The sequence below is a fragment of the Methylobacterium crusticola genome (assembly GCF_003574465.1).
Classification (GTDB): Bacteria; Pseudomonadota; Alphaproteobacteria; order Rhizobiales; family Beijerinckiaceae; genus Methylobacterium; species Methylobacterium crusticola.
Map to the genome: position 1 here is coordinate 18722 of NZ_QOWC01000018.1, position 13917 is coordinate 32638.

At 74.4% G+C, this 13917-nt stretch carries 10 protein-coding genes; all 10 read left to right on the forward strand.

Annotated elements, in window-relative coordinates:
• Positions 1-233: 233 nt before the first annotated feature.
• The 10 genes from DT057_RS12075 to DT057_RS12120 all read left to right on the forward strand — a co-directional run bounded on the left by DT057_RS12075 (position 234) and on the right by DT057_RS12120 (position 13878).
• Positions 234-1589 (forward strand): MFS transporter, encoded by a 1356-nt coding sequence (locus tag DT057_RS12075; protein WP_128562353.1) that lies wholly within the window; start codon positions 234-236, stop codon positions 1587-1589.
• Complete coding sequence (locus tag DT057_RS12080) at positions 1573-3378, forward strand: hydantoinase B/oxoprolinase family protein (RefSeq protein WP_128562354.1); 1806 nt, start codon at positions 1573-1575, stop codon at positions 3376-3378. Before DT057_RS12075 ends, DT057_RS12080 begins: the two co-directional genes overlap by 17 nt.
• Positions 3365-5389 carry a hydantoinase/oxoprolinase family protein gene (locus DT057_RS12085; RefSeq protein ID WP_128562355.1) on the forward strand — a complete coding sequence of 675 codons (2025 nt, stop codon included), beginning with the start codon at positions 3365-3367 and terminating at the stop codon, positions 5387-5389. Before DT057_RS12080 ends, DT057_RS12085 begins: the two co-directional genes overlap by 14 nt.
• 70 nt (positions 5390-5459) lie before the next feature.
• Positions 5460-6683 (forward strand): amidohydrolase family protein, encoded by a 1224-nt coding sequence (locus tag DT057_RS12090; RefSeq protein WP_128562356.1) that lies wholly within the window; start codon positions 5460-5462, stop codon positions 6681-6683.
• Between the two features lie 79 nt (positions 6684-6762).
• The gene (locus DT057_RS12095; RefSeq protein ID WP_128562357.1) at positions 6763-8055 is read left to right on the forward strand and encodes an MFS transporter; all 1293 of its coding nucleotides are present in this window, start codon (positions 6763-6765) and stop codon (positions 8053-8055) included.
• 195 nt (positions 8056-8250) lie between these two features.
• Positions 8251-9201, forward strand: coding sequence for an ABC transporter permease (locus DT057_RS12100; protein WP_128562358.1), 951 nt, complete (start codon positions 8251-8253; stop codon positions 9199-9201).
• 42 nt (positions 9202-9243) lie between these two features.
• Positions 9244-10134, forward strand: a complete 891-nt coding sequence (locus DT057_RS12105; RefSeq protein WP_128562359.1) for an ABC transporter permease — start codon at positions 9244-9246, stop codon at positions 10132-10134.
• A gap of 26 nt (positions 10135-10160) precedes the next feature.
• Positions 10161-11744 carry an ABC transporter substrate-binding protein gene (locus DT057_RS12110; protein WP_128562360.1) on the forward strand — a complete coding sequence of 528 codons (1584 nt, stop codon included), beginning with the start codon at positions 10161-10163 and terminating at the stop codon, positions 11742-11744.
• Positions 11745-11755: 11 nt separating this feature from the next.
• Positions 11756-12772 (forward strand): ABC transporter ATP-binding protein, encoded by a 1017-nt coding sequence (locus tag DT057_RS12115; protein WP_128562390.1) that lies wholly within the window; start codon positions 11756-11758, stop codon positions 12770-12772.
• Complete coding sequence (locus DT057_RS12120; RefSeq protein WP_162501383.1) at positions 12769-13878, forward strand: ABC transporter ATP-binding protein; 1110 nt, start codon at positions 12769-12771, stop codon at positions 13876-13878. The genes DT057_RS12115 and DT057_RS12120 overlap by 4 nt, the downstream gene beginning before the upstream one ends.
• The last annotated feature ends 39 nt before the right edge of the window (positions 13879-13917 follow it).

Genomic DNA, 13917 nt, shown 5'->3' on the forward strand with positions numbered 1-13917 from the left:
GCCGGCCCCCCGGCACCTTGACGCGCCCGCCCACGACCGTACGATTTTGTCAGACAAAAAGACAGCCGGACAAGAAGGCGGCACTTGCCCACCGGAGCGGCAGGACGGGCGCGAGGCCAGGGGGCCCGCGCCGGGCCAGGGGTCCTCGCCGGGGCTCCAGGGGCCCTGGTGCGGGGCTTGCAGAACCGGTGGGGTGTATCGGAGCCGAGGTGATCCCGGAGGGCCCAGGACCCATGTCGCGACCCGCAGCCGACCTCCTCGCGCCCGGCCGGCCGGACGCCTCCGGCCGATCCGGCGCCGCAGCCCCGGAGGGGGCCGAGGCCGCCGCCGTGCGCCGGCGCGCGGTCCTGTCCTGCGCGGTCGGCAACTTCGTCGAGCTGTTCGACTTCCTGATCTTCGGGCTGTTCGCGGCGCAGATCGGCCAGAACTTCTTCCCGGCCGGCGATCCGGTGGTCTCGCTGCTCTCGGCCTTCGCGACCTACGGGGTCGGCTTCGTGATGCGCCCGGTCGGCGCCGTCGTGATCGGCGCCTACGGCGACCGGCGCGGGCGCAAGGAGGCCCTGATCCTCACGGTTGGCCTTATGGCGGGCGCGACGGCGCTCACCGGGCTGATCCCCTCCTACGACACCCTCGGCGTGTGGGCGCCGCTCCTCCTCGTCGCCTGCCGGCTGGTCCAGGGCTTCTCGACCGGCGGCGAGTGGGGCGGGGCGGCGGCCTTCCTGGTCGAGTACGCGCCGCCGGGCCGGCGCGGCTTCGTCGGCAGCCTGCAGCAGTTCAGCGTCGGCCTCGCGCTCCTCGCCGGCACCCTGACGGCGGCGGCGCTGAACGCCGCCCTCGACCCCGCCCAGATGACCGCGTGGGGCTGGCGGGTGCCCTTCCTGCTCGGGGTCGTGCTCGCGCCGATCGGGCTCTACCTGCGCTCGCGAGTCGCCGAGACCCCGGCCTTCGGCCGCGCCCTCTCGGCGCGCCAGGTCAGCGCCGCGCCCCTGCGCGAGGCGCTGACGACCTACCGCCGCCCGGTGCTCGCCGCGTTCGGCCTCTCGGTGGTCGGGACGGTGGGGAACTACACCTTCAACATCTTCCTGCCGAGCTTCGCCGCCGGCCAGCTCGGCATCCCGGCCGGCACCGCCTACGCCTCGTCGGCCGCCGCCGCCGTGATCCTGACGGCCCTGACGCCGGCCGCGGGCGCCCTCTCGGACCGCGTCGGCCGCAAGGCCGTGCTGCTGGTCTCGGCCGTCGGTTACGTCGTGCTCGCCTACCCGCTGATGCGGCTCGTCGTCGACCACCCGACCGGCCTCGGGCTCGCCGCCACGCAGGGCCTCGCCGCGGTGCTCCTCGCCCTCTACGCCGGGCCGCTCTGCGCCGTCCTGTCGGAGCTGTTCCCGACCCGCGTGCGCGCCACCGCGCTCTCGGTGGGCTACAGCCTCGCCGTCACGCTGTTCGGCGGCTTCGCGCCCTTCGTGGCGACCTTCCTGATCCGCGCGACCGGCGCCCCGGTCTCGCCCGCCCTGTTCGTGATCGCGGCCGCGCTGATCAGCACCGTCACCCTCCTGCTCATCGAGGACCCGACCGATGCGCCCCTCGACTGAGGCCGCCGCCTGCGATCCGGTGACGCTCGAGATCGTGCGCGGCGCCATCCGGTCGGCCCAGGCCGAGATGGAGGCGCTGATCGAGCGCACCGCGATCTCGGCCTTCATCCGCGAGAAGAAGGACTTCTACACCGGCCTGTTCGACGCCGCGGGCGTGCTCGCGGTCGGCTCGAACGTCCCGATCTTCGGGGACATCACCGGCCCGGTCTTCCGCGACTTCCCGCCCGAAACGATGCGGCCGGGCGACCTCTACTGGTACAACGACTGCTACGGCTCCGAGGGCGCCGTCTCGCACTCGAACGACCAGGTGCTGCTGGCGCCGGTGTTCCGGGCGGAGCGCCGCTGCGGCTTCGTGATGGCCTGGGCCCACTTCGCCGACATCGGCGGCCTGCGCGCGGGCTCGATCAGCCCCGACGCCACCGACATCTACCAGGAGGGCATCATCGTGCCGCCGACGCGGCTGATCGAGGCCGGCCGCACCAACGAGGCGGTGCTGACGCTCTTCCACCGCAACTCGCGCTTTCCCGCCCAGAGCCTCGGCGACATGCGGGCCCTGATGGCGAGCGTCGATCTCGGGGTGCGCCGGGTCGGCGAGATCCTCGACCGCTTCGGGCCGGAGGTGGTGGCGGACGCCCTCGGCCAGCTCCTCGCCCGCACCCGCGAGCGGGTGCGCGAGCGGCTGAGCCGGACCTTCGCGCACGGCACCCACCGCTTCACCGACGCCATCGACACCGACGGGCACGGCAACGGCCCGTTCCGCATCCGCCTCGCCCTGACCCGCAGCCGCGGCCCCGACGGCGCGGACCGCTTCGCCCTCGACGCCTCCGAAACGGACGACCAGGCGCCGGGCCCGGTCAACTTCCTGATGAACCCGAGCATCCCCGGCATGGCGCTCGGCCTCTACTACCTCGGCGGCGACCCGACGCAGGTCTGCAACGCCGGCGGGCCCCAGGCCCTCGACGCCGTGACCCTGCGGGAGGGCTCGCTGCTGCGTCCCCGCTTCCCGGCGCCCCTCGGGATGCGGGGGCTCACGATGATGCGGGTGCTCGCCGCGCTCAACGGGCTCATCAACGTGGCGGGCGGGGGCGCCCCGGCGGCGCACTCGGCCTACGTCATCATCCTGCTGCGCGGGAGCGTGCGGCGGGAGCCGGCGGGCCCGCCCGAGCCCTTCCTGCTCTCGGACGGCATCGGGGTCGGCTACGGCGCCCGGCCGGAGGCCGACGGCATCGACGCGGTCTACTTCGTGGCGCAGGAGAACTACCCGGTGGAGTTCCTCGAGGCCGGCTACCCGGTGCGCCTGCGCCGGTACGGCATCGCGGCGGATTCGGGCGGCGCGGGCCGGCGCCGCGGCGGCTGCGGCATCGTGCGGGAGTACGAGATCCTGGCCGACGAAGCGGTGCTGGCGGTGCGCATCGACAGCGTCGCCAACCCGCCCTGGGGCCTCGCCGGGGGGCGCGCGGGCGGATCCGGGCGCGCGGTCGTGAACCCGGGCACGCCCGGGGAGCGGCTCCTCGCGCCCCTGTCGGACGGCAACCGCCTCGCGCGGGGCGACGTCCTGCGCATCGAGACCGGCGGCGGCGGCGGCCACGGCCACCCCTTCGACCGCGAGCCCGAGGCGGTGCTCGAGGACGTGCTCGGCGGGTTCGTCAGCCGGGAGGCGGCGCAGCGCCACTACGGCGTCGCGCTCGCGGGCGACGCCCTCGACGCGGCCGCCACCGCGGCCCTGCGGGCCGACCGGCCGCCCACCAGGGCCTTCCACCGCCACGAGTACGTCGATGCCCTCGCCTGAGCCGGATCTCGCCGTCGCGGTCGACATCGGCGGCACCTTCACGGACGTCGCCCTCCACGATGCCGCGAGCGGCCGGACCTGGCGCGCCAAGACGCCGAGCGTGCCGGCCGATCCGTCCCGCGCCTTCATGGCGGGCGTGCGCCTCGCCCTCGACGAGGCCGGGCTGCCGGCCGGTGCGCTGCGCCGGGTGCTCCACGGCACCACGGTCGCCACCAACATGATCCTGGAGGGCAAGGGCGCCCGCGCGGCCCTCGTCACCACGGCGGGCTTCCGGCACGTCCTGGCGATCGGCCGCCAGGACATCCCGCGCCGGGAGAACCTGTACGCGTTCGTCAAGCCGGCGCGCCCGGTGCCGAGCTCCCGCGTCCTGGAGGTGCGCGAGCGGGTGGGGCCGGGCGGGACGGTGCTGGAGCCCCTCGACGAGGCGAGCGTGCGGGAGGCCGCCGAGGCCTGCCGGGGCCTCGGGGTCGAGGCCGTGGCGGTGTGCCTGCTCCACGCCTTCGCGAACCCCGCCCACGAGGAGCGCGTCGCCGGGATCCTGCGGGCGGCCCTGCCCGGGGTCGCCGTCACCGCCTCCTCGGACGTGCTGCCGGTGGTGCGCGAGTACGAGCGCTCCCTCGCCACGGTGCTCAACGCCGTGGTGATGCCGGGGGTCGCCTCCTACGTCTCGCGGCTCGAGGCGCGCCTCGAGGAGGCCCGGGTGGCCGCACCCCTGCTCCTGATGCAGTCGAACGGCGGCGTCGCCGGCAGCGCCACGATCCGGCGCGCCCCGGCGCTCACCGCCCTGTCGGGCCCGGCGGCCGGCGTCGTCGGGGCCCGGGAGGTCGCGGCGGCCTGCGGCGTGCGCGACCTGATCACGGTCGACATCGGCGGCACCAGCGCCGACATCTGCCTGATCAAGGACGGCCGCATCGGCCTGACCCAGGCCGGCCACGTCGGCCCCTGGCCCCTGCCGCTGCCCATGGTCGACATGGTGACGATCGGGGCCGGCGGCGGCTCGGTCGCCCGCGTCGCCGGCGGGGCGCTCGCGGTCGGGCCGCAGAGCGCCGGCGCCGACCCGGGTCCCGCCGCCTACGGCCGCGGCGGGCGCGAGGCGACCGTGACCGACGCCCACGTGGTGCTGGGCCACCTGCCGGAGCGCCTCCTCGGCGGGCGCATGGCCCTCGACGCCGCGGCGGCCCGGGCCGCGGTGGCCGGGCGCGTGGCCGGGCCCCTCGGCCTCTCGCCCGAGGCGGCGGCGCGGGGGATCCTGGCGGTCGTCGACAACCACATGGTCGGGGCCCTGCGCGTCGTCTCGATCGAGCGCGGGCACGATCCGCGCGACTTCACCCTGGTGCCGTTCGGCGGCGCCGGCCCCCTGCACGGCTGCGCCCTCGCGGACCTGCTCGGCGTGCGCCGGGTCCTCGTGCCGCCGGCGCCCGGCGTGCTCTGCGCCGACGGGCTCCTGGCCGCCGACCTGAAGGCCGAGTTCAGCCGGACCCTGCCGACGGCCGGGCCGCCCGACCCGGAGGCCGTGGCCGGGCTCTACCGGGACCTCGCCGCCCAGGCCGAGGCCTGGCTCGCCCGCGAGGGCGTCGCCGCCGCCGACCGAAGCCAGGCCCGCGTCGCCCTGATGCGCTACCACGGCCAGGGCGGGGAGCTCGCCGTGCCCTGGGCCGGGGACGCCACGGCGGCGGCCTTCGCGGCGGCGCACGAGGCGCTCTACGGCTTTCGCCTCGACAGCCCCGTCGAGCTCGTCACCGTGCGGATCGAGGCGGCGGGCCGGATGCCCCGCCCCGCCCCGCCCCGCCTCCCGCCCGGCACGGGCGCGCGGGCCCGGGCGCGGCTGCCCGTCCACCTCGCGGCCGGCCTCCGGGACGTGCCGCTCTACGACCGCGGCGATCTCGGGGCCGGGGACCGCGTCGCGGGCCCGGCCATCGTCGCCCAGCTCGACGCCACGACCCTCGTGCCCGCCGGGTGGAGCGGCGCGGTGCACGAGACCGGCGCGATCCTGCTCGGCAGGGAGCCGTGAGGACCCGCGCCGCGCAGCCGGGGCCGGCGCCGCGCCGGGCCCCGGCTCCCCCGTTCCGGAGGCCGACACCATGGACCTGATCGTGCGGGGCGCCCAGCTCCCCGAGAACCCGCCCGGGACGCTCGTCGACATCGGGGTCGAGGCCGGCCGCATCGTCGCGGTCGCGCCGGACCTCGCGGCCGAGGGCGAGACCTACGCGGCGGACGGGCGGCTCGTCTGCGCCGGCCTCGTCGAGACCCACATCCACCTCGACAAGGCGCGCCTGCTCGAGCGCTGCCCCGCCGAGCCCGGGCGCGCCATCAACCCGGTGCGCTACGTCGAGGCGTTCAAGCCCGAGATCACCGAGGAGGACGTCTACGACCGGGCGCGGGCGACCCTGCGGGAGTGCCTCCTCCAGGGCACGACGCGCATCCGCAGCCACGTCGAGATCGACCCGAAGATCGGGCTCAGGGGCTTCCGGGCCGTGCGGGCGCTCGCCCGGGACCACGCGTTCGCGGTGGACCTCCAGCTCTGCGCCTTCCCGCAGGACGGCCTGACCGACCGGCCCGGCACCGAGGCGCTGCTGACCGAGGCCCTGCGGGAGGGGGCGGCGGCGGTCGGGGGCGCCCCGCGCTACGACGCCGACGGCCCGGCGCAGATCCGCCGCATCTTCGCGCTCGCCCGGGAATTCGACGTCGACGTCGACCTGCACCTCGACGTCGGGCCGACCGCCGACAGCCTCGACGTTCACCTCGTGATGGACCTGACCGAGCGCTACGGCCTCGGCGGGCGGGTCACGGTCGGGCACATGGCCAAGCTCTCGCTGATGCCGCCGGACGCGGTCGCGGCCATCGCCCGCCGCCTGTCCGACGTGGGCGTCGCCGTCACGGTCCTGCCCGCCACCGACCTCTTCCTCATGGGGCGCAGCCACGACCACGCCGTCCCGCGGGGCGTCGCGGACGCCAACGCGCTCCTGCGCCACGGCGTCAACTGCTCGCTCTCCTCGAACAACGTCCTGAACCCGGCGACGCCCTACGGCGACTGCTCGCTCATCCGCATGGCGAACCTCCACGCCAACGTGCTCCAGGTGAGCCAGCCGCACGACCTGTGCGAGTGCTTCCGCATGATCACCGACCGTTCGGCGCGGCTCCTCAACCTCGACGATTACGGCGTGGCGCCGGGCAACCCGGCCGACCTCGTGGTCATCGACGCGACGGCGCCCGACCGGGCGATCGCGGAGATCCGCCGGCCCCTCGCGGTGTTCAAGCGCGGCCGCCGCACGATCGTCTGCGAGCCGGCGCGGCTGCTCGAGTGAGAGTTCTTCCCAAGTTCGCCCGCGCGGGCGGGCGACGGCAGCCCGCGCGGGCGGGCGACAACCAGGAGACCGTACGACGATGTCAGGGATCAGCGTGCCGGCACCGGCCGAGGACCAGCGGCGCAAGGCCATCGTGGCCGGCGTCGTCGGCAACATCCTCGAATGGTACGATTTCGGGGTCTACGGCTACTTCGTGTCGACCATCTCGGAGCTGTTCTTCCCGGCGAGCGACCCGCTCTCGTCCCTGCTCCTGACCTTCGCGGTGTTCGGCGTCGGCTTCGTGATGCGGCCGATCGGCTCGATCGTGTTCGGCATCTACGGCGACCGCTACGGCCGGCGCGCCGCCCTGAGCGCCGTGATTTTCCTGATGGCGTTCTCGACCCTCGCCATCGGGCTCCTGCCCACCTACGGGCAGATCGGCATCCTGGCGCCGATCCTGCTCGTGCTGATCCGGCTGGTCCAGGGGCTGTCGGCGGGCGGCGAGTGGGGCGGCTCCACCTCCTACCTCGTCGAGTTCGCGCCCGAGGGGCGGCGCGGCTTCGTCGGCTCCTGGCAGCAGGTGAGCGTCGCCGGCGGCTTCCTCCTCGGCTCGCTCAGCGCGGCGCTGGTCTCCCAGATCCTGCCGCCCGCCGACGTGCTGGCCTACGGCTGGCGCATCCCGTTCCTGCTCGGCATCGTGGTGGGCCTCTGCGGCGCCTACCTGCGCTGGAGCCTCGACGACACGCCCTCCTTCGTGGCGCTCGAGGCGCAGGGCGCCGTCTCGAAGGCGCCGCTCCGCGAGGCGTTCACGACGCAGCGCAAGGCCACGCTGACGATCTTCGGCCTGACCCTCCACAACACCGTCGCCTACTACATCCCCCTCGTCTACATGACGAACTACATCCGCAATGTGGGCAAGCTCACGGCCTCGCAGGCGATGTGGATCGGCACCGCCTGCCTGACCGTGTTCGTGATCCTGATCCCGATCTGGGGCGCGGTGTCGGACCGGATCGGCCGCAAGCCGCTGCTGCTCCTGTCCTCGGGCGGCTACATCCTGCTGTCGTTCCCGCTCCTGATGATGGCCTCGTCCGGCAGCGTGGCGCTCGCCTTCCTGGCGCAGCTCATCATGATCGTGTTCCTGTCGTTCTTCTCCGGCCCCTGCCCGGCGGCCTATTCCGAGCTGTTTCCCACGCGGGTGCGCTACACCGCGCTCTCGGTGGGCTACAACGCGGCCGTCGCGGTCTTCGGCGGCTTCGCGCCCTTCATCTCGACCTGGCTGATCCAGGCCACCGGCAGCCCCCTCGCCCCGGCCTACTACCTCGTGGCGGCCGCGCTGATCACCTTCCTGGTCACCCTGCGCATCCGGGAGACCGCCTTCGAGCCCCTGCCGTGAGCGTCCGCGGGCTGGCCCGGACCTTGCTCCCAGGCTCTCACATCGACGGGGGCCGGGGCGCCCGTCGGGCGGCCGCGGCGCGCGGTCAGGAGCCCCGCCCGCGCAGGCCCCGCCCGCGAAGCCGGCCCGCGGCGGGACACCGCGACGGGACGGCCCCCGACCGATCTGCCCGACGAGGACACCAGGCGAGGATCCATGCTGCGTCACGTGCTCCAGCGCCTCCTGCTCGCCGTCCCGGTCCTGCTCGGGGTGCTGCTCGTGGGCTTCCTGCTGATGCAGGTGGTTCCCAACGACCCGGCGGTGGTGCGCGCCGGCCCGACGGCGACGCAGGACGTCATCGAGGGGATCCGGCGCGACCTCGGGCTCGACCGGCCGCTCTGGCTGCAATTCGCGCTCTACCTCGGGCGCCTCGCCCGGGGCGACCTCGGCGTCTCGATCATCAACAACATGCCGGTGCTCGAGGAGCTCGGGAACACGATCGGGCCGACGCTCGAGCTGATGCTCGCCTCCCTGGCCTGGTCGGTCCCGCTCGGCATCGGGCTCGGGACCGTGGGCGCCTGCTGGCGCGGCGGCCTGCTCGACCGGGCGATCATGATGGTCTCGGTGGCGGGCGTCTCGGTGCCGGTCTTCCTGCTCGGCCTCGGGCTCGTCTGGCTCCTCGGCTTCACCTTCCCGGTGCTGCCGTTCTCCGGCCGGGCGGGGCCGCTCTGGACCCTCGAGGGGCTCGCCGGGATCATCCTGCCGGCCCTGACCCTCGGGGGCGTCTTCGTCGGGCCGGTCGCCCGGATGACGCGCAGCGCCGTCCTCGACGTGCTCGGCGCCGACCACGTCCGCACCGCCCGCGCCAAGGGCCTCTCCGAGACCGCCGTGGTGCTGCACCACGCCCTGCGCAACGCCCTCATCCCGGTCGTGACCCTGATCGGGCTCCAGATCGGCTTCCTGCTCGGCGGGGCTGTGGTGGTCGAGTCGATCTTCAGCTGGCCGGGCATCGGCCGCCTCGCCGTGGGGGCGATCCTGTCGAGCGACGCCCCGATGGCGCAGGGCACCATCATCATCCTGTCGGTCGGCTTCATCCTGGTGAACCTCGCGGTCGACGTCCTCTACGCGGTGCTCGACCCGCGGATCCGGGAGGCCTCCGGCCCGTGAGACCAGACCCGTGCCGTCCCGCCCCCGCATGAGGACCGATCCGTGAGCGAGACCATCGCGCTGACGCCGGAGGCGGCGCCGCACGCCGATTTCGCGGTGGCCCGGCGGCCGTCGCTCCTGCGCGCGCTCCTGCGCGACCCGCTCGGGGCCGCCGCCCTCGCGGTCGTGCTCCTCGTCGTCCTCGCGGCCCTCCTGGCGCCCTGGATCGCCCCCGGGGACCCCTACGGGGGCGACCTCGCCAACACCCTGAAGGCGCCCGGCGAGGCGGGTCTGCTCGGCACCGACGGGCAGGGCCGGGACATGATCACGCGCCTGCTGTTCGGCCTGCGCACCACCCTCGGCATGGGCATCTCGGCCGTCGTCATCGGCTGCGGCCTCGGCGGGCTCGCGGGCTTCGCGGCCGCCTACTATCCCGCCGCGTCGGGGGTGGTGATGCGGCTCATGGACGTGCTCCTGTCGTTCCCGGCGATCCTGTTCGGCCTCGCGCTCACGGCGATCGTCGGCCCGGGCCTGCGCGCGGTGGTGATCGCGCTCTCGGTCGCCACGGTCCCGCTCATGGCCCGGGTCGTGCGCGGCGCCGCCCTGGTGGTGCTCCGCCAGGACTACATCGAGGGCGCGCGGGCGCTCGGCATGAGCGACGCCCGCATCCTCACCCGCTACGTCCTGCTGAACTGCCTCTCGCCGATCTTCGTGTTCGTGACCCTGCGCTTCGGGCAGGTGATCCTGCTCGGCGCCACCCTGTCGTTCATCGGGCTCGGCGCCCAGCCGCCGACGCCCGAGCTCGGCGCCATGGCGGCGGACGGGCGCAACTTCCTGTTCTTCGCCCCCCACGTCGCCGTGCTGCCGAGCCTCGTGATCTTCGTGATCGTCCTCGCCTTCAACGTGCTCGGGGATTCCTTGCGCGACGCCCTCGATCCCCGGCTGCGCCGCTGATGCCACGCCACAGGAAAGCTCCGCCGATGAAGCTCGCGACCACCGCCCTCGCGGCCGGAATCTCCGCCCTCTGCCTCGCCCCGGCCGCGGCCCAGACCAGGGCGCCGCTGTCCATCCTGCGGGTCATCGACGCCGACCGCTACGACCCGGTGCGCTCCACCGCCACCTCGGCGGCGGAGGTCATCTTCATGCTGGCCGACACCCTGGTGTCCCTCGACTTCGACATGAAGACGATCAAGCCGCTGCTGGCGACGTCCTGGACGGTGTCGCCGGACGGCCGGACCTACACCTTCGACCTGCGCCGGGACGTGAAGTTCTGCGACGGGCGCCCGATGACCGCCGAGGACGTGGTCTACTCGTTCAAGCGCTGGATCGACCCGGCGACCCGCTCGCCCGTGGCGGCGCGGGCCGGCTTCGTGAAGGACATCCGCGCGGCCGACGACCACACCGTCGTGTACGAGCTGAAGGAGCCCTCGAGCGACCTCCTCTACCAGCTCACCCTGTCCTTCGCCTCGGTGGTCGACAAGGCCGCGGTCGAGGCGCTCGGGCAGAACTTCGGCGTCCAGGGCTTCAACGCCACGGGGCCGTACTGCTGGGCGAGCTGGACCCCGCGCCAGGAGCTGGTGATGAAGCGCAACCCCCACTACACGTGGGGACCGCCGATCTACAGGAACCCGGCGCCGCAGATCGACCAGATCGTCTGGAAGATCGTGCCCGAGGCCAACACCATGATGGCCGCGATGCAGACCCGGCAGGCCGACGTCACCTACTACCCGCCGCACATCGCCATCGACACCATGAAGCGGGTGCCGGGCCTGAATGTGCAGCAGCAGAAGAACTACATCTACGACGTGTTCGTCGGCTTCAAGGTCAACAAGCCGGTGGTGGAGGACGGCACGATCCGCCGCGCCGCCAACATGGCGGTGAACAAGGACGCCATCGCCAAGGCGGTGTACTTCGGGAACGGCACGCCGATGCACGCGCTCCTGAGCCCGACGGTGATCGACTACGACGCCAAGGCGGCGAGCCTGATGCCGGCCTTCGATCCCGCCGGGGCGGCAAGGCTCCTCGACGCCGAGGGCTGGAAGCCCGGCCCGGACGGGGTGCGGGTCAAGGACGGCAGGCGCGCGAGCTTCACCCTCTACGGCATCCGCAACGACACCGGCCCGCGCATCACCGAGGCGATGCAGGCCGACCTGCGCAAGGTCGGGATCGACATGCAGATCCAGCTCTGGGACGCCACCGTCGCCTGGGGCAAGCTCGCCACCCAGGAATTCGACGCCTTCATCCTGTCCTACCCCTACGTGACGGCGACCGAGGCCCTCAACCTCTACTTCAAGAGCACCCAGGCGCCGACGCCCAACCGCATGAACTGGAAGGACGCGAAGACCGACGCCCTCCTCGACGCCGCCTCGACGGCGAACGACCCGGCCGCGCGCACCGAGGCCAACGCCGAGGCGCAGCGCCTGCTCACGCAGGCCAACGTCTGGATCCCCCTCGTCACCCAGCAGATGTGGCTGGTCTCGGGCGACCGGGTCGAGGGCGCGCGCCCGCACGGGCTCTACGGCGCCGGGCTCTACAAGGGGCTCGACCTCTCCCTGAAGCGCTGACGATGGGCGTCATGACCCTGGCGGGCCCGCCTCCCGCCCTGGCCCCGGCGGCGGCGCCCGTGCTCGCGGTGCGCGACCTCGTCACGACCTTCGAGACCCCGAACGGCACGATCCGGCCCGTGGACGGCGTGTCGCTCGCGGTGGCGCCGGGGCGCACCCTCGGCATCGTCGGCGAGAGCGGCTGCGGCAAGAGCATGCTGTCGCTCTCGCTGATGGGCCTCGTGCCCCCGCCCGGGCGGGTCGCGGGCGGCTCGGTCCGCCTGGAGGGGCGCGAGCTCGTCGGCCTGCCGGCGCGGGCGCTGCGCGCGGTCAGGGGCAACCGCGTGGCGATGATCTTCCAGGAGCCGATGACGAGCCTCAACCCGGTGCACACGGTCGGCGGCCAGATCGTCGAGGCGATCCGGGCCCACCGGCGGGTGCCGGCGCGCCGGCTGCGGGCGGAGGCGGTCGAGGCCCTGCGGCAGGTGCGCATCCCGGCCCCGGAGCGGCGCTTCGACGAGTACCCCCACCAGCTCTCGGGGGGCATGCGCCAGCGGGTGATGATCGCGATGGCGCTCGCCTGCCGGCCGGCCCTCCTCATCGCGGACGAGCCGACGACCGCCCTCGACGTCACCATCCAGGCCCAGATCCTCGACCTCCTGCGCGACCTCCAGGCCGAGACCGGCATGGCGATCGTGCTCATCACCCACGACCTCGGCGTGGTGGCGCAGGTCGCCGACGAGGTGGCGGTGATGTATGCCGGCCGCATCGTCGAGCACGCGCCCGTGGGGGCGATCTTCGACGATCCCCAGCACCCCTACACGATCGGGCTCCTCGGCTCGATGCCCCGCATGGAGGAGGACGTCGCGCGCCTCGTCGCCATCGGCGGCACGGTGCCCCCGCCCTTCCGGCTGCCGCCGGGCTGCCGCTTCGCCCCGCGCTGCCCCTTCGGTGACGCGGCCTGCCGGGAGCGCGACCCCGCCCTCGCGGCGGTCGCGGACGGGCACGCCGCCGCCTGCCGCAAGGCGCCCGTGGAGGCCCACCCGTGACGCAGCCGCCCCGCCCGGACCCTATCCCCGCGACGACGCCCCTGCTCGAGCTGCGCGACGTCAGCAAGCACTACCCCGTGCGCCGGGGCCTCCTGCGCCGCGAGGCCGGGGCCGTGCGGGCGGTCGACGGCGTCAGCCTCCACGTCGATCCGGGCGAGACCCTGGCGGTGGTGGGCGAGAGCGGCTGCGGCAAGTCCACGACCGCGCGCCTCGCCCTGCGCCTCGTGCCCGCGAGCGGCGGGAGCATCCGCTTCGACGGGCAGGACGTCACCGACGCGCGCGGGCCCGCGCTGCGGCGCCTGCGGCGCGAGATGCAGGTGGTCTTCCAGGACCCGTTCGCGAGCCTCAACCCGCGCATGAGCGTCGCCGAGATCCTGGCCGAGCCGCTCCTCGTCCACGGCGTCGGCGACGCGGGCGCGCGCCGCGAGCGGGTGCGCGATCTCCTGCGCCTCGTCGACCTCGCGCCCTACCACGCCGAGCGCTTCCCCCACGAGTTCTCGGGCGGGCAGCGCCAGCGCATCGGCATCGCCCGGGCGCTGGCGCTGTCGCCGCGCCTCATCGTCTGCGACGAGCCGGTCTCGGCCCTCGACGTCTCGATCCAGGCCCAGATCGTCAACCTGCTGAAGGACCTCCAGCGGGAGCTCGGCCTCGCCTTCCTGTTCATCTCGCACGGGCTCGCGGTGGTACGGCACGTGGCCGACCGGGTCGCCGTGATGTATCTCGGGCAGGTGGTCGAGACCGCCCCGAAGGCGGCGCTCTACGGGGACCCGCGCCACCCCTACACGCAGGCGCTCCTCGCCGCGGCGCCCGAGCCCGATCCGGCGCGGCGCCTCGCCCGCACGCCGCTCGCCGGCGACGTGCCGAGCCCCCTCGACCCGCCCGGCGGTTGCCGCTTCCACACCCGCTGCCCCGCCACGCAGGCGCACTGCCGCAGCGAGGCGCCGGCCCTGCGGCCGCGGGCCGCCGGCTCCGGCCACGCCGTCGCCTGCCATTTCGCCGAGTCGATCCCGGCCTTCACCCGGTTCCGCGACCCGCGGCCCCGACCCCCGCGGCTCCAGGCCCGGCTCGCCCTCTACGAGGCGCGCCGGGCCGCGCCCACCCCCTGAGGCGCGCCGGCCGTCCCCCGATCCCCCGCGAGACCGAAG